The organism is Sphingomonas sp. GC_Shp_3 (assembly GCF_026540945.1).
In the GTDB taxonomy this organism is placed as follows: Bacteria; Pseudomonadota; Alphaproteobacteria; order Sphingomonadales; family Sphingomonadaceae; genus Sphingomonas.
Genome location: NZ_JALNUT010000013.1, coordinates 40064 through 55384 on the forward strand (window position 1 = coordinate 40064; position 15321 = coordinate 55384).

Genomic DNA, 15321 nt, shown 5'->3' on the forward strand with positions numbered 1-15321 from the left:
ACGCTGCGCAAACAAAGGGTAAGGTAATGAAAAAAATTGCAATTCTGCTGATCCCGGCGCTCGCGCTCGGGGGCTGTGGCACGATGGGACGGATCAAGCAGATCGGCAAGGCGCCCAAAATGAGCGAAATGGCGCCGGTCGCCGCGCCCGAGGTCGAGGCGTCGGTCGGCTCGCGCACCGAGGTGGCGATGGCGGAAGGCCGCAACCCGCAGGCGGCGGCGGTCAACAGCCCGTCGCTGTTCCGGGTCGGCGCGGGTGCGCTGTTCCAAGACCAGCGCGCGACGCGGGTCGGCGATATCCTCACCATCAAGGTCAACATCTCCGACAAGGCCAACGTCGGCAACACCACCACGCGCACCCGCGACGGATCGGAAAACTCCGGCGTCAGCGCGCTGCTCGGGTTGGAAAAGATCGCCAAGCGGGTGGCTGGCGTCGACCCCAGCACGTTGGTGAGCACCAACACCAAGTCGAGCTCGGCGGGCGCGGGCACGGTCAACCGCAGCGAAGTGGTCAACATGACGATCGCGGCGGTGGTGACGTCGGTGCTGCCCAACGGCAACCTCGTCATCCGCGGGCGGCAGGAGACGCGGGTCAACTACGAACTGCGCGAGCTGCTCGTCTCCGGCATTGTGCGGCCGCAGGATATCGCGCGCGACAACAGCATCCAGCATACTCAGATCGCCGAGGCACGGATCAGCTATGGCGGGCGCGGGCAGTTGACGGATGCGCAGCAGGCGCGCTGGGGTCAGCAACTGATGGACGTGCTGTCGCCGTTCTAACGCACAGGCTACGCGCCTCAAAACGCGTCGCGCCGCAGGCAATGCGACGGCAACGTCGCGGCTATCGCGTTCAGCGACAGGCTAAAATCGGCCCGGATGCGCGACCTGCGCGTCCGGGCCGTTTCTTAGGTGGTGAAGCACGCGTCTGCGTAAGGTTTCGCTAACCGCGAATAGTTCGAGGATGATTTCCGGCATCCCATAATCCTTCCCACAATAGAGAGGTGAGGCGGTTGCTTCATCGGGGCAGCAGAAGCCACCCCGTATCTTCCAGAAGGAAATACCTATGACTCTCTCGGTAAACACCAACCTCGGCGCGATGGCCGCTCTTCAGAACCTGAATGCTACGCAGAAGGAACTGACCACGACCCAGAACCGGATCAACACCGGCCTGAACGTGTCGTCGACCAAGGATGATTCGGCCAAGTACACCGTTGCACAGACGCTTCGCGGCGACCTGGGCAGCCTGTCGGCGGTCAGCTCGTCCTTGAGCACGGCGAAGAGCACCACCGACGTCGCCATCGCCGGCGGCGAGCAGGTTTCCGACCTGCTCAACCAGATGAAGGCCAAGGCCATCGAGGCCTCGGACGCCGGCATCTCTGCGGACAGCCGTTCGGCGCTGTCGCAGGACTTCGACGCGCTGAAAAGCCAGATCGGCACGATCATCAGCTCGTCGACGTTCAACGGCGTCAACCTGCTCGACGGCGGCACCGGTGCCGTGTCGGCGCTCCAGTCCACCGATACCAACCAGGCTCCCCTGGCGGTAGCGAACCAGGACTTTGCAACCGACATCACTAACCTGGGCGCGACCTTCACCGATGCCGCTACGGCAAAGACGATGGTCGCCAACCTGGAAACCGCGTCGAAGAGCGTTCTGGGCAAGCTGAGCACGTTGGGCTCCGCGTCGCGCCAGATCGACGGTCAGTCGACGTTCGTCAGCAAGCTGTCGGACGCGATCACCGCAGGCGTGGGCAACATCGTGGATGCGGACCTCGCCAAGGAATCGGCGAAGCTGCAGGCGCTTCAGGTCAAGCAGCAGCTTGGCGTGCAGGCCCTGTCGATCGCCAACCAGGCGCCGCAGACCATCACCTCGCTGTTCCGTTAATCCGGAACCGCATGCGGTGGCCCCCTGTATCCGGGGCCACCGCACCAAGGGGCCGGGCGTACCGTCCGGCCCCTTTTTTCCGCTTTTCAAATTCGGCGTAGGCTCATGACCATCAGCTTCGCACCCGCGCCTGCCCCAGAACCCCGCCGCATCCGCGAGATCGAGGATGCTTTCGGCACTTGCCTGCGGCTGTGGGTCGAACCGCATCCCGCCGGCGGCGTGATCGCGATGGAGCGGGCCGATCTGCCCGGCTGCCCGCGTGTCCGGCTCGATGTGTTCGGCGCCGAGATGCTCTCCGCCATGATCCTATCGGCGCGGATGACCAACACGGGAACCACCATTCCGGAGGAAACCGTCGATGGCCAATTCCCGGCACGGTTCGACCTGATCCAGCATCCCCAGCCTGCCGTGCGCCTGTCCTGCGGTGTCGGCACGGAGCACGCCGGCTTCGACCTGCCTGCGCTGCTATGGGACCGGATGTTCGTGGAACTCACGCTTGCTGCGACCGTCGCGCGCGAGTTGGCGCGACGCCCGTGGACGCTCCACTGAATAACACCAAAATGGATATAAATCAGGGTGAGACGTTACGCGTGCGACAGCGCGCGAGTTCGTCGCATCTTCACGCCGTGTCAGGCGCGTTTCTTGAACAAACTTTTGCTGTCTTGGCCGCGCGGCTTCCGTAGCAGCCCTTAACGGCGTTTTGCGCAATGTTCTTCCGGCGGCGGTGCGGCGAAAAGGACGCCGTCAGGAACGGCTGACACTGCAGGAACGCGCCGCCACCCAGGCGGCTTCGGAAGGAAGACGATGGCTCAGTCGATTGCCATGTACGAACAGGATATCGAGGCCGGGCAGACCGGTGAACGGTTCCGCGTGAGCTTCGATCTGGTCGTCACCGATGCCGAAGCGCTGTGGCATGCGGCGGCGCGGATCGCCTTCCGGCAGCCGGGCATCACCATCGCCGAGGTGGAGGATGTGCTCGGCCCGACCGAGGACCCGATGCTGGCGGAGTGCCTGGCGATGCTGACCGCGCCTGATGCGGTGCCCGGGTGCACGCCGCTCGGCTTCGCGGTCACCGCCGTTGCCAGCCCGCACCTCGCACAAGTGCGTGAACACACGATGCGCACGCTTGCGGTCCGCGATTTTCTTGCGGCAAGCGGCGTGGCTACCAAGCAGTAGGCGGGCGGTCTGGGGGAGCGCTCCCGAAGGGGAGCCGATCCGGGTGCCGCTTCGGGGGAAGCGGCAGGGGATACGGATCGAGCCGGTGATGCGCGTGGGGACGCGCGTCACCGGCTTTTGCCTTGCGGCGAGCAGGCTAGCGAAGATCGCTCGATACGCTTCAGTAGAAGCCGCCCATCCGACATTGTTCGCGGGTATCGCTGCGAGATTTGAGCGCCACAAACGTTTCGAGCCGGTGATGCGCAAAGGGGGGACGCATCACCGGCTCTAGCGTTTTTCGGACCGTTACAGTCCGAACCGTAGTGACAAGGGGCTTAACGATCCAAGCTCATCACAGTTTCATTATAGCGGCGAATCGGTGCTTTTCGGCGATCTGGCGCGCCTCCGGATTAGTCCTTATCCGCCGCCGACACGCCGAGCAGCTGCGTCGCAGGGTAGGTCGTGCCGCCGACGTTGACCGATACGACGCCCGCCGCGGCCGATACGCCATCGACCACGCCGAGCCCGTTGACCGTGCTGGTGACGTCCCCGCCCGAGGCGTCGGTCGCCTTGACGGCGAGCGAATAGGAGCCCGCCGCCGCCTTGCTGCCGTCATCCTTGGTGCCGTCCCAGGTGAAGCGACCGTGGCTGGCGGGGTCGATCGGGCGCGTGGCGACGACGTTGCCGCTCGCGTCCGTCACGCTTGCGGTGAGCGAGGATGCGCCACTGCCCGCCGTCCAGTTCCATGCCGCAGGCTTCGCGCCGAGCGCGGACGAGCTGCTGTTGAAGCTCGCTTCCTTGCCGATGTACGACGAGGCCTGCGCCATGTCCTGTGAGGTCAGGCGGGTGAGAATGTCCTTCAGGGTGCCGGTCTGCTGCACCGACTGCTCGACCTGCGAATATTGGACGAGCTGCTGCGTGTATTGCGACGTGTCCATCGGGTTGAGCGGGTCCTGATTTTGCATCTGGGTGGTGAGCAGCTTCAGGAACATGTTGAAGTCCGCGCCGATGCCCTTGGTCGCTTCCGCCGTGGTGGCGGATGCGGTGGGCGTGGTGTTGGCGCCGGTGTTGGTGGTGACGGTCGTCATGATCGATGATCCTTCATGCTAAACGGTCGAGCACGCCCAGCCCGCCGTGCAACGGGCGGAAGCGGGGGAGCGGGGTGTCTTCGGTCTGATCGCTGGCGGTGTGGTTCCAGCTTTGCGCCGATCCCTGCGGCGTGCCGCGCGGCTGGCGCTGGCCGCCGTCGGGCTGGCCCTGCGAATCGAAGCTGAACGACTGCGCATCGGTGCGCACGCCGGCATGACCAAGCGCGCGGCCGAGATCGCCGCTGTCCTTGCGCAGCATGTCGAGCACGGTGGCGCTGTCGGCGGAGATCACTGCGCGGAGAGCGCCATCCTCGGCGAAGCGCATGTGGATCTGGATATGGCCGTGCTCGGCGGGATTGAGGCGGAGCAGGAACTCGTTCTCGCCCGCGTTGATCTGCCGCGCGATCTGGATGCCGGTGTCCGCCGCCAGCTGGCCGGGGCGGATCGAGACGACGGGGGCGTCGGGCGCGGGCAGATGCGCGGCGGCGGTGTGCGGCTGCGCGGGCGTGATCGTCGGGTCGAGCGCGGCCTTGAAGTCGCCGGTCGGCGCGGTCTCGGCCTTGACAGGCGGTGGCTCGGCGGGGGCCGGTGCTGCGTGCGTAGCCTTGGCGTCGGTGGCAGACGCGGTGGCGGCCTTTTCGTCCTTGGGCGAGACTTTCGCGGTCGGCGCGGCGACGTGCGGGGCGGGCGCGAGCGGCGTCGGCGTCGCGGCGAGGACGGGCGCGGTGATCGGTAGCGTTGGGGCTGAAGCGGCGGCCGGCGCGGGCGCGTCCTTGTCGACGGGCTTGGCCTCCGCCTTGGGGTCGGCGGGGGTATCGCCTTCGGGCTTGGCTTCGGGCGCGACGGTCGCGTCGGCTGGCGCGGGAGCGGCCTCGCCATTGGCGGCGGCGATCAGCGCGGCGAGCGTGGTGGTGGCGGTGGCCTGCGCAGTGGTCGCCGGCGTCGGTTTGGCGGCGGGTGCGGGCTTGGCGGCGTCCTGCACCGTCGGCGCGCGCGGGGTGGGCGCGTCTGCGCCGCCGTCGCCGACCAGCGCGGCGAAGCGATCGTCACGGTCGGCCGCTTTGGGCGCTGCGGGCGGCGCTGTGGGTGCGGGCGCGGGGGCCGCGATCGGGGTCATGGACGTATTATAGGACGCACATCAGCCGATCGCGCCGAGCGCGCGGACGCGGGCGCGCGGGTGGATCTCGTTTTGCGACAGCACCACCGTGGCGGGGCGCACACGTTCGATGATCGAGCGGACGAACGGGCGGATCGACGGGTTGGTGAGGATGCAGGGAATCTCGCCATCCACCGCCATCCGGTCGAACGTGTCGCGGACGTGGGCGATGAACTTCTGGAGGTTGGAGGGTGCCATCGCCAGATGCCGCTCGTCGCCGTCGCCGATCACGCTTTCGCTGAACTCGCGGTCCCACTCCGGCGAGAGCGTGACGATCGGGATCGCGCCGTCGCGCGCCTGTTGCGCGGAAATCTGCCGGGCGAGGCGCGCGCGGACATATTCGGTCATCTGCGTGAGGTTGTTGGTGAGCGGTACGGCTTCCGCGATGCCCTCCAGGATGGTCGGCAGGTCGCGGATCGACACGCCTTCCGCGAGCAGGTTCTGGAGGATGCGCTGCACCCCCGACACCGAAATTTTTGAGGGCACCAGATCGGCAGCGAGCTTCTCGCTGTCCTTGTGGAGATCGCCGAGCAGCTTCTGCGTCTCGCTGTACGAGAGCAGATCAGCGATATTGTCCTTGACCAGTTCGGTAAGGTGGGTGGTGACGATCGTGCCGCAATCGACCACGGTGAGGCCGCGGAAATTGGCCTCGTCGCGGAGATCACGGCCGATCCACAGCGCGGGCAGGTTGAACACCGGCTCGCGCGTCTCCTCGCCGGACAGGCCGGTGGCGGTGCCCGAGGGGTTGATCACGAGCAGCCGGTCGAGCCGCACCTCGCCGCGCCCGACTTCGGTTTCGCGAACGTAGACGACATAATCGTTGGGCTTGAGCGCCATATTGTCGAGAATGCGCACCGGCGGCAGCACGAAGCCGTAATCGGTCGCGAACTGGCGGCGCAGCGCGCGGATCTGGTCGTCGAGGCGCGGTTCGGCATTGGCGCCGTTCGCCATCGGCAGGAGGGCATAGCCGATCTCGATCCGCACCGCGTCGATCGCCAGCGTCTGCGAAATCGGTTCCTCGACCTGGTTGGCCGCAGCGTCGGCGGCGTTCGCATCGGCGCGGGCGAGGACCGCCTTGCGCTCGGCCTGCTTGCTCATCGCCCAGGCGGCATAGCCGCAGATGCCGGCGAGCGTGGCGAAGGGGATGAACGGCAGCCCCGGCATCAGCGCCAACCCGCCGAGCAGGAACGCCGACATGCCGAACGCCTTGGGGAAGCGCCCGAGCTGATCGCCCAGCGCCGCACCGGTCTGCCCGGTAACGCCGCCCTTGGAGACGAGCAGTCCGGCGGCGGTCGACACGATCAGCGCGGGGATCTGGGTGACGAGGCCGTCGCCGACGGTCAGCGTGGTGTAGGTGTTGAACGCGGTGAAGAAATCGACGCCGTGGATCGCCACGCCGAGGATCAGCCCGACCACCGCGTTGATGCCGGTGATCATCAGGCCGGCGACGGCATCGCCCTTCACGAACTTGGAGGCACCGTCCATCGCGCCGAAGAAGCCGCTTTCCGCCTCCAGCTCGCTGCGGCGTTCGCGCGCGGTCTTCTCGTCGATCATGCCGGCGTTCAAGTCGGCGTCGATCGCCATCTGCTTGCCGGGCATCGCATCGAGGCTGAAGCGCGCGGCGACCTCGGCGATGCGGCCCGCGCCCTTGGTGATGACGACGAAGTTGATGACGATCAGGATCAGGAATATGGTGATGCCGATGATGGTCTGCCCACCCATCAGGAACTCGCCGAACGCGGCGATCACGCCGCCCGCCGCATGCGTGCCTTCCTGCCCGTGCGACAGGATCAGCCGGGTCGAGGCGAGGTTGAGGCCCAATCGCAGCATCGTCGCGATCAGCAGGATCGTCGGGAAGGCGGAGAGCTGAAGCGGCTTTTCGATGAATAGCGCCGTCATCAGGATCATCACCGATACCGTGATCGACAGCGCGAGGCCGAAATCGAGCAGCCAGCCCGGCATCGGCAGGATCAGCATCGCGATGATCGCGACCACCGTGCCGGCAAGCGCGAGATCGCGGCCTGCGCCGATGCGTTCGAGGAAGGCGTTTACGCTGGTGGGCATGGTCTAGCTCAGCAGGGGGAGACGGGGAAACCCGCATCTATAAAGGTGCGCAGCTTGTTGCGCATGGTACGCACCGAGATGCCGAGGATCGAGGAGGCGGTGGTGCGGTTGCCGCGGCACTTTTCCAGCGTGTGCAGAATCAGTTCGCGCTCGACCTCAGCCATGGTGCGGCCGACGAGGCTGTCGACCGGCGTGCGGACGGGTGCGCGCGCGGCGGTGAGCACGATGTCGGCGGCGGCGATCGGGCGGCCACCGGCGAGCATCGCCGCGCGGTGGACGGTCGCCTCCAGCTCGCGGACGTTGCCGGGCCAGTCGTGACGGCCGAGCAGATCGAGCGCATCGTCGTCCACCCCGCCGTCGTGCTGTTGGCACTGTATGTTGGCGGTGTGCGCGAAATGGCGGGCGAGCAGCGCGATATCGCCGCCGCGCGCGCGCAGCGGCGGGAGCGCCACCTGGATCATGCCGAACCGCGCGAGCAGATCGGCGCGGAAGCTGCCGCTGGCGACCTCGGCATGGAGATCACCGATGTTGCTGGCGATCAGCCGCGCGCTCTGGTCCATGCGCGGGCCGCCGATGCGGTGGCCGACGCTGCCCTGCAACAGATCGAACAGTCGCGCTTGCGTATGCGCGGGCAGTGCGCCGATCTCGCGCAGGAACAGCGTGCCGCCACGCGCTTCGTCGATGCGGCCGACGCGGCGCGCCACCGCGCCGGGGAAATCGCCCGCCTCATGCCCGAACAGTTCGGATTCGAGCACCGCTTCGCCGAGGCATGCGCAATCGACCATGACGAACGGTCCGCTCAGCCGCGATGCGTCGTGGATGGTGCGCGCCATCAGCGCCTTGCCCGCGCCATGTTCGCCGGTGACGAGGATCGCCGCGCCGGCGGGGGCCATCGCCAGGCCGAAGCGGACCGCCTGGCGCAGCGCGGGTGCCTCGCCGATAATCGCGGCGGGGCGTCTCGCGACGGCGGCGATCGCCGCGGCGATGAGCGCGCGTTCGAGTGGCAGCGGCACGTAATCCCACGCGCCGGCGCGTACCGCGGCGACCGCGCGTTCGGCGGGCGCGCCGATGCCGCAGGCGAGCACCGGCACCGCGAAGCGTTCGGCGCGCAAGGCACGCAGGAAGCCGGGCGTATCGATCGCGACGTCGATCATGACGAGATCGCTGCCGTGTTCGCGCAAGGTGGCGAGCGCGTGCGCGGTATCGTCGGCGAGCGTCACGTCGGCGCCGCTATCCTGCGCCATTTCGGCGGCGTGGCGGATTTCGGTGCCGGGCGGGCCGAGCAGGATCATGCGGATCGGTATCGTCTCGTCAGGCATCGTGCTCAATTCTCGTGCCGGACGATTTCGGTGAGCGTGACGCCGAGCGCATTGTCGATCATCACCACCTCGCCGCGTGCGATCAGCCGGTTGTTGACGAGGATATCAATCGATTCACCGATGCGGCGATCGAGCTCGACCACCACGCCGGGGCGCAGCGCCATCAGGTCGGAGATCGGCATGCGTGCGCGGCCGAGGATCGCCTGGACGCGGACGGGCACGTCGAACAAGGCTTCGAGGCCGGCGGGCTCGCGCGCGTTCAGCGCGACATCGTGGCCGGTATCGAAGCTGGTGCCGAACGCGGCAAGGTCTGGGGCGGGCTGGGAAGATGCGGGGGCGTCCATGATATTCTCCATCACGCGTTCATCCATTGCCGGATGACGGAAACCGATTCAGCGGGGTTGGCGGTGATCGTCTCGCCGATGCGGCGCAGCGAGGAGGCCTTGATGCCGCCCTCGACCTGGGCGAGCGCGATCTCCTGGTCGATCTGTTCCATGTGCGACACGCCGTCGCCCGCGGGGAGCGCCGCGAGCGCCGGGGCACCGGTGATCGCGGGCGGCAGGATGCGGCCGAGGAGCGTCTGCTCCTGCACGGCACCCTCGGGCAGGTCGGCGCCGCCGCCACGGGTGCGCATCATCTTCAGGGCGAACAGGCCGATCGCGCCGATCACCACCAGTTTGAGCAGGTTGAAGATCTGGTCCTTGGGCAGGCTGCTAAGGAAACTGCCGAGCGGGGCGACCTCCTCGGGCTGGGCGAAGGGCATGTTCTCGATCGCGACGCTGTCGCCGCGCTGCGCGTCGTAGCCTACCGCGTTCTGGACAAGGGTGGTGAGGCGCTGGACCTGGGCTGCGGGGAGCGGCTTGGCGCCGCTGTCGATCATCACCGCGACGGTGAGGCGCTTCAGCGTGCCGGGCTGGCGGACGACGACCGCGTTGGTGCGGGTGTTGTCGTAGGTGGTGTCTTCGGAGGTCTGCTTGCTGTTCGCTTGGCGGGTATCGCTGCCGCCCGCGGTGGGTGCCGGCGCGTTGCCGGGGAGCTGTGCGGACACCGACGCGCCCTGTGCGGCGGGGTTGCCCTCCTGGCTTTGGTCGCCCGATTCCACCGAGGTCTGGTGCGCGATCACCTGCTTGTCGGGATCGAAGGTCTGCGACTCCTCGCGGCGGCTGTCGCGGTCGATATTGGCGGACACCTCGGCGCGGACCTTGCCCGCGCCGACGATCGGCTCGACCAGGCTTTCGATCTGTGCGCGCAGTTTCTCCTCCATCGCCTGCTGCATCTCGTCGGTCTCCGCGTTGGTGGCGGCACCCGCGTCGCCGGCGCGGGCGAGCAGGCGGCCGGTCTGGTCGACGATCGACACCGATTCGGGCGACAGTTCGGGGACGGAGGAGGAGACGAGGTAGCGGATCGCTTGCACGTTTTCGGGCGAGAGCCGGCCGCGCGTGCGCACCGTTACGCCGGCGGTGGCCTTGCGCCCCTCGTCCGAAAACACCGCACGTTCTGGCATGACGATGTGGACGCGCGCGCTCGACACCGCCTCGAGCGTCGCGATCGAGCGGGCGAGTTCGCCCTCGGTCGCGCGGGTCTCGTCCATCTTCTCGCGACTGGAGGACAGGCCGAACGGGCTGGCGCTGTCGAGCACGTCGTAGCCGATCTTGCCGCCGACCTGCTCGCCGGCCATGCTCATGCGCAGTTGCGCGAGCTGGTCGGTCGGCGCCATGATCGCGGTGCCGTCGCCCGATATGCGGAACGGCACGTTCTGCGCGGTGAGCTTCTGCGAGATGCTCTGCGCGGCGGACGGATCGAGATCGGTGTAGAGATAGCCCAGTTCCGCCGAACTGCCGCGAAACGCGAGAAAGGTGAGCGCCGCCAGCATCGCCACCGCGACACCGCCCATCAGGTACATACGGCGCGTGCCGATCTGTTTCAGGAAGGATTGGATCGCGTTCACGCTGGACCTCGGCACAAGTGCGGGGCCTGAATGTCCCCATGCCGATATTATAGGATGGTCCGGGCGGCCGATTTTTCCGCTAGGCAAAAATTTCCGCGTGAAGGGCGGGCGCGTTCCTCTCCCTTCACGCCCCGTTCGTGTCGAGCGAAGGCAAGACACCTGCTCTGCCTGACCATCCCTCGACTACGCTCGGAACGAACGAGCGGGCAGGGGGGGCGGACCGGCTCGACGGCGGGCTGAGTGCGCGGCGTGTGTCGCGCCAAGCTCGCCCGGCTATTCCTTCGCGGCGCGCCTGGTAAAGTAGATGTGGATGCGCACCCACGCGCCGATCAGCGGCTTGCCGCCGACGCGCGGCGGGCGGACGAGGAACTGCCACGCCGCCAGTCGCATCGCGCGGGAGAGGCCGGAGCCAATTGGCGATTCACCAAGCGAGCGGCAATTGTCGACATGGTACGATTCGATCGTGCGGCAGGCGATGTCGGCGTATTCGGGGTCCTGCACGTTCTTGGGCATATAGCCGTTCAGTTCGGCATCGGTCGGCTCGCGATACCATTCGGCATTGTACAGCCGCTCGCCGCCCGGACCCTCGCCGGGGCCATAGGCCGCACCACCCTTGTTGCCGCCGCCGGGCTTGTCGTCACCGCTGTCGCTGCCGTGGGTGGGCAGCTTGGAAATGTCGGTTGCGGCGAAATCGTCCTGGCTCATGGTGATGAGTTTGGGCGGGACCGGCACCGGCGGGGGTGGCGGCACGATCTCCGGTTTAGGCTGGGTGACTTTGGGCGCGGTGGCCTTCTGCTGGTGCTGGACGGTGGTCTTCTCGCCCTTGGCGGCGGGTTTCCTGGCGGGGTCGGGCAGTTCGGAGGGGACGAACAGGTGCAGTTCGCTCGGCTTCGGCGGCACGGCGGCGGGACGCTGCGATCCCCACAGCAGCACCAACAGCGCAATGAGCAGTTCGATCGCCAAAGCGAGGCCGAACGCGAAGGCACGACGCCGGAAGGACCGGTCGTGCCAGCGCCAATATTCGTAACCGCCTGCCAGCATCATCCGCGCAAAAGACCCACGCCCCGTTCAAACCACCGCCCGGCCCGCGCCCCGCCCGGTGCCCGTTCCTACGAACAGGCAATGGAGCCATAGGGGCTAAGGGGTGTGCGCCGCAACGCCCGGATAAGGCGCTCTACATGGACGCGAACGAACGGTGAAATGACGTTCGCGTCATGTCGGAAATAGGGCAATCAGTCGCGTTCCGGCACCGGCACGTTGAACCCGTTGAGCGTCATCGACACCAGAGCATACAGGCCGACGAGATAGATCAGCTCGTTCGCGCCGTGCTGGCCGAAGGTTTCCACGGCGAGTCGGTAACAGGGTTCGGGCAGCACGCCGCCGTTCACCAGCGCGAACGCGACGTCGTATGCGACGCTCTCTTCCGGGTTCAGATCGGCTGGCTTGATGTTGGCGCATAGTGCGGACAGGCGCGCGGGCGGCATCTTCTCGCGCTCGGCGACGGCGATGTGCGCGTAGATCTCGTACGCGGCATCGAAATGCGCGCCGGTGACGAGGATCGCGATCTGCCGCGCCGTATCGGGCAGCGTCGCCTGCATCGACATCGCCTTGGTGAGGTCCCACACTGCCTTGCCGATGACGGGTTCGTGCAGCCACGGGTTCCACGGCCCCATCAGCGCGCCGTTGTCGGCGAGCACCTTGAAATCGTTGAAGTTGCTGGCGATGCCGGTCTTCATGTCGTCATAGAGCGGCTTCTGTTCGGGCGAGAGCTCGGCGGGGGCGATCAGGGGCAGGCGCATCGGGGTTCTCCTTTGAGGTGCCTGCTCAATAGCCGGGTCGATGCGACGGTTGCGTGAAACTGGCGTCATGGTCGCGATTGCCGCTAAGGCACCCGCGATGCTGTCGCGCCTCGTCCTCACCGATTTTCGCAATCACGCCGATCTGACGCTGGAGCCGGGCGCCGGCTTCGTCGTGCTGACCGGCGAGAACGGTGCGGGCAAGACCAACGTGATCGAGGCGGTGTCGCTGCTCGCGCCGGGGCGGGGCCTCAGGCAGGCGGCGCTCGGCGAGATGGCGCGGCAGGGCGGTGCCGGCGGGTTCGGCGTGGCGGCAACCATCGGTGACGACGTGCAGATCGCGACCGGCACGGTTTCCACCGCGCCCGAGCGGCGGATCGTGCGCATCCAGGGCGCCGCCGCCGCCGCGACCGCGCTCGCGGAATGGACGACGGTGTTGTGGCTGACCCCGGCGATGGACCGGCTGTTCGTCGAGCCGGCATCCGAGCGGCGGCGCTTCCTCGACCGGTTGACGCTGGCGCTGGCGCCCGGCCATGCCGTCCACGCCAACCGCTATGATGCGGCGATGCGCGCGCGCAACCGCCTGCTCGGCGAAGCGGCGGAGGGTGCGCCGCTCGACGCCGACTGGGTCACGGCGCTGGAGGCGCAGATGGGCGAGCACGGCGCGGCGATCGACGCCGCACGGCGCGAGACGGTGGCGTCGCTCGGCGCTGTGCTCGCGGATCAGCCGGACGGGCCGTTCGCGCGCGCCGGGCTGGTGCTGGAGGGGTGGACCGGGCAGGGCGACACCTTCGCCGCCGATCTCGCCGCCGGCCGCCGCCGCGATATGGCGGCGGGGCGCACGCTGATCGGCCCGCACCGCGCCGACCTTGCCGTCACACATCTTGGCAAGGGGCAGGCAGCGGCATTGTGTTCCACCGGCGAGCAGAAGGCGCTGCTGCTCGGCACCGTGCTCGCGCATGCCGGGCTGGTCGCGGCGCGCACCGGGCGGCATCCGGTGCTGCTGCTCGACGAGGTGGCCGCGCATCTCGACCCGCGCCGGCGCGCCGCGCTGTTCGACGCGCTCGCCGGGACCGGGCAGGTGTGGATGACCGGCACCGAGGCCGCGCTGTTCGACGAGGTTCGCGGTGCCGCTACCCGGATCGGGCTGCCGATACGCTGAACGGCACCTGTCGGCATGGCTCACACGGCGTTCAAGCGCGTTCGGGCAAACCTGCACCAAGAGTGGGCCGACAAAGGAATTTTACATGAAAACGACCAACCGTATGATCCTCGCGGTGGCGACTGCCGCCAGCGCGCTGCTGGTCGCGGTGCCGGCATCCGCACAGGGCCGGTGGGACTGGGCGCCGGGCGATCACCCCTATCGGCTTGCCGGGCCGGGCGTGCCGATGCTGTACCCCGAGCTGCGCGGCACCCCCCGTGGCCGCGCGTTCGTGATGCGCAATTTCGACTTCAACCGCGACGGCTACGTCAACCGGCGCGAGGCGGACGCCGCCGACCGCGCCTTCGCCGAAGTGGCCGGGCCGGACCGCGCACGCTTCAACTGGGATCGCTACGGCCCCGGCCGCACGGTGCGCGAGGAGGTGGTGGTCGTCGATCGCGGTGGCCCCGGTGGCGGGCCGAATCGCGGTCACTGGGATCGCGGTGCGATGCGCGACTATCACTTTCGCCAGACGCCCGAGGGCGCGCGCATGACCTTGCAGGAGGATGTGCTGTTCCAGACCGATTCGGCGGTGCTGCGCCCGCACGCGATCGACAAGTTGCAGGCGCTGGCCGGCTATCTGAAGGACAATCCCGGCGTGCGCGTCTCGATCGACGGCTTCACCGATTCCCGCGGCACCGATGCGCATAACCAGGACCTGTCCGAACGCCGCGCGGAAAGCGTGCGCACCGCCTTCGACCAACTCGGCGTGGTGCGCGCCCGCTTCCGCGTACGCGGGCATGGCGAGGGCGATCCCGTCGCGACCAACGCCACGCCGGCGGGAATGCGACTCAATCGCCGGGTCGAGGTGACGTTGCTGGGGCAACGCGCGGACAGCTTCGATCGGTAAACCGACGCGAGGGGCGCCGATCGGGTCGGCGCCCCCGAAGCCTGACGTCCGGCGGGTGCCCTAATCGCCGGGCGAAATCCACAGGCCGAGCGCGAACGCCACATCATCCACCAGATCTGGGCGGATGTAATCGCACGCGCGCACCGCATTGGGCGCGACCGCAAGCTCCCCGGCAACCGCGCGCAACGTGTCGTACAACACGTTCAGCGCGCGCAACCGCTGGTGCCGATCGTATCGCCGGGCGAGCCGGCATGGCGGGGCGAGACGCGCCGCCAGCCTCTCGAAAGACGATTCCGACCCTATCGCGCGCCTGTGACGCGTCGGTTCGTCCGGGCGTGATACCCGGCGATCCCGGCGATCAGCAGAAACTGGGTCGGGTACGCACCCGTCCCGCTCAAAATCGCGTAGGCGAGCGGCGACATGCCCGTATCCACCAGATGCTCGAGATGTGTCGAGGCGGATAGCAACTGCAACGCGCACATCGTAAGCACCCACCAGCGCGGATCGCGCAAACCCACCCGGCACAACGCGATCAGCAGGGTCAGATCGACAACCATGACGGTCGGTTCGAGTTGCTGGAAGCTGTGGCCGAACAGGGCCATCAACAGCTTTTGCATCGAGGATGCCAAAACGCAGGACCATGCGACAATTCGCTCCGTCGTGCCGCCCCACCGGATCGCCGCGCCGAGCGTGAGCAGGCACAGCGGCAGGAAAGCATTCACATAGATCTGTATAGCGGTGTGAAGCATGACCGGGCGGAAGCAGGATGCCTCGGGCCAGTCAAGCGGCCATCAGGCGAAGATGGCGCACGTCATGTGCGAGGATTTCGCATCGGGACGACAGCGATCTTGGCGTATCGCGAC

Annotated in this window: 16 protein-coding genes; 6 read left to right on the forward strand and 10 right to left on the reverse strand. The window is 67.7% G+C overall.

The window, feature by feature from the left end; translation table 11 throughout:
- The first annotated feature begins 26 nt into the window (after positions 1–26).
- The 4 genes from flgH to OXR00_RS17825 all read left to right on the forward strand — a co-directional run bounded on the left by flgH (position 27) and on the right by OXR00_RS17825 (position 3057).
- Positions 27–779: a flagellar basal body L-ring protein FlgH gene (gene flgH / locus OXR00_RS17810; RefSeq protein WP_242148405.1), complete on the forward strand. Its 753-nt coding sequence runs from the start codon at positions 27–29 to the stop codon at positions 777–779.
- Positions 780–1062: 283 nt separating this feature from the next.
- Positions 1063–1881, forward strand: coding sequence for a flagellin (locus tag OXR00_RS17815; protein WP_267389574.1), 819 nt, complete (start codon positions 1063–1065; stop codon positions 1879–1881).
- 105 nt (positions 1882–1986) lie between these two features.
- Positions 1987–2430 (forward strand): hypothetical protein, encoded by a 444-nt coding sequence (locus OXR00_RS17820; protein WP_267389575.1) that lies wholly within the window; start codon positions 1987–1989, stop codon positions 2428–2430.
- A 255-nt stretch (positions 2431–2685) separates the two neighbouring features.
- The gene (locus OXR00_RS17825; RefSeq protein WP_267389576.1) at positions 2686–3057 is read left to right on the forward strand and encodes a hypothetical protein; all 372 of its coding nucleotides are present in this window, start codon (positions 2686–2688) and stop codon (positions 3055–3057) included.
- Between the two features lie 389 nt (positions 3058–3446).
- On the opposite strand, the gene OXR00_RS17830 is transcribed toward OXR00_RS17825, so the two are convergent.
- The 8 genes from OXR00_RS17830 to OXR00_RS17865 all read right to left on the reverse strand — a co-directional run bounded on the left by OXR00_RS17830 (position 3447) and on the right by OXR00_RS17865 (position 12410).
- A complete protein-coding gene (locus OXR00_RS17830; protein ID WP_267389577.1) occupies positions 3447–4124 on the reverse strand; it encodes a flagellar hook capping FlgD N-terminal domain-containing protein in 678 nt (225 codons plus the stop codon).
- Between the two features lie 13 nt (positions 4125–4137).
- Entirely contained in the window at positions 4138–5241 is a 1104-nt protein-coding gene (locus OXR00_RS17835; RefSeq protein WP_267389578.1) for a flagellar hook-length control protein FliK, read from the reverse strand.
- A gap of 21 nt (positions 5242–5262) precedes the next feature.
- Positions 5263–7344: a flagellar biosynthesis protein FlhA gene (gene flhA, locus OXR00_RS17840; protein ID WP_267389579.1), complete on the reverse strand. Its 2082-nt coding sequence runs from the start codon at positions 7342–7344 to the stop codon at positions 5263–5265.
- Between the two features lie 8 nt (positions 7345–7352).
- The gene (locus tag OXR00_RS17845; RefSeq protein ID WP_267389580.1) at positions 7353–8663 is read right to left on the reverse strand and encodes a sigma 54-interacting transcriptional regulator; all 1311 of its coding nucleotides are present in this window, start codon (positions 8661–8663) and stop codon (positions 7353–7355) included.
- Between the two features lie 5 nt (positions 8664–8668).
- On the reverse strand, positions 8669–9007 hold the full coding sequence (gene fliN, locus OXR00_RS17850; RefSeq protein ID WP_267389581.1) for a flagellar motor switch protein FliN: 339 nt from the start codon (positions 9005–9007) through the stop codon (positions 8669–8671).
- An 11-nt stretch (positions 9008–9018) separates the two neighbouring features.
- A complete protein-coding gene (fliF, locus tag OXR00_RS17855; protein WP_267389582.1) occupies positions 9019–10611 on the reverse strand; it encodes a flagellar basal-body MS-ring/collar protein FliF in 1593 nt (530 codons plus the stop codon).
- A 273-nt stretch (positions 10612–10884) separates the two neighbouring features.
- Positions 10885–11655 carry a hypothetical protein gene (locus OXR00_RS17860; RefSeq protein WP_267389583.1) on the reverse strand — a complete coding sequence of 257 codons (771 nt, stop codon included), beginning with the start codon at positions 11653–11655 and terminating at the stop codon, positions 10885–10887.
- Positions 11656–11843: 188 nt separating this feature from the next.
- A complete protein-coding gene (locus OXR00_RS17865) occupies positions 11844–12410 on the reverse strand; it encodes a carboxymuconolactone decarboxylase family protein (protein WP_267389584.1) in 567 nt (188 codons plus the stop codon).
- Positions 12411–12507: 97 nt separating this feature from the next.
- Between OXR00_RS17865 and recF the strand changes: the two genes are divergently transcribed.
- Entirely contained in the window at positions 12508–13569 is a 1062-nt protein-coding gene (recF, locus tag OXR00_RS17870) for a DNA replication/repair protein RecF (protein ID WP_267389585.1), read from the forward strand.
- 85 nt (positions 13570–13654) lie between these two features.
- Positions 13655–14458 carry an OmpA family protein gene (locus tag OXR00_RS17875; RefSeq protein ID WP_267389586.1) on the forward strand — a complete coding sequence of 268 codons (804 nt, stop codon included), beginning with the start codon at positions 13655–13657 and terminating at the stop codon, positions 14456–14458.
- Positions 14459–14518: 60 nt separating this feature from the next.
- On the opposite strand, the gene OXR00_RS17880 is transcribed toward OXR00_RS17875, so the two are convergent.
- Together OXR00_RS17880 and OXR00_RS17885 are read right to left on the reverse strand one after the other, a co-directional pair.
- Positions 14519–14674, reverse strand: a complete 156-nt coding sequence (locus OXR00_RS17880) for a hypothetical protein (protein ID WP_242148431.1) — start codon at positions 14672–14674, stop codon at positions 14519–14521.
- An 83-nt stretch (positions 14675–14757) separates the two neighbouring features.
- The gene (locus OXR00_RS17885; RefSeq protein WP_267389587.1) at positions 14758–15075 is read right to left on the reverse strand and encodes a hypothetical protein; all 318 of its coding nucleotides are present in this window, start codon (positions 15073–15075) and stop codon (positions 14758–14760) included.
- Positions 15076–15321: the final 246 nt, after the last annotated feature.

Coding starts and splice junctions, on each gene's coding strand:
- recF (WP_267389585.1), top strand. CDS start 12,508: ATGCTGTCGCGCCTCGTCCTCACCGATTTTCGCAATCACGCCGATCTG.
- OXR00_RS17875 (WP_267389586.1), top strand. CDS start 13,655: ATGAAAACGACCAACCGTATGATCCTCGCGGTGGCGACTGCCGCCAGC.
- OXR00_RS17885 (WP_267389587.1), bottom strand. CDS start 15,075: ATGCAAAAGCTGTTGATGGCCCTGTTCGGCCACAGCTTCCAGCAACTC.
- OXR00_RS17820 (WP_267389575.1), top strand. CDS start 1,987: ATGACCATCAGCTTCGCACCCGCGCCTGCCCCAGAACCCCGCCGCATC.
- OXR00_RS17830 (WP_267389577.1), bottom strand. CDS start 4,124: ATGACGACCGTCACCACCAACACCGGCGCCAACACCACGCCCACCGCA.
- OXR00_RS17815 (WP_267389574.1), top strand. CDS start 1,063: ATGACTCTCTCGGTAAACACCAACCTCGGCGCGATGGCCGCTCTTCAG.
- OXR00_RS17825 (WP_267389576.1), top strand. CDS start 2,686: ATGGCTCAGTCGATTGCCATGTACGAACAGGATATCGAGGCCGGGCAG.
- fliN (WP_267389581.1), bottom strand. CDS start 9,007: ATGGACGCCCCCGCATCTTCCCAGCCCGCCCCAGACCTTGCCGCGTTC.
- OXR00_RS17845 (WP_267389580.1), bottom strand. CDS start 8,663: ATGCCTGACGAGACGATACCGATCCGCATGATCCTGCTCGGCCCGCCC.
- flhA (WP_267389579.1), bottom strand. CDS start 7,344: ATGCCCACCAGCGTAAACGCCTTCCTCGAACGCATCGGCGCAGGCCGC.
- OXR00_RS17860 (WP_267389583.1), bottom strand. CDS start 11,655: ATGATGCTGGCAGGCGGTTACGAATATTGGCGCTGGCACGACCGGTCC.
- flgH (WP_242148405.1), top strand. CDS start 27: ATGAAAAAAATTGCAATTCTGCTGATCCCGGCGCTCGCGCTCGGGGGC.
- OXR00_RS17865 (WP_267389584.1), bottom strand. CDS start 12,410: ATGCGCCTGCCCCTGATCGCCCCCGCCGAGCTCTCGCCCGAACAGAAG.
- OXR00_RS17835 (WP_267389578.1), bottom strand. CDS start 5,241: ATGACCCCGATCGCGGCCCCCGCGCCCGCACCCACAGCGCCGCCCGCA.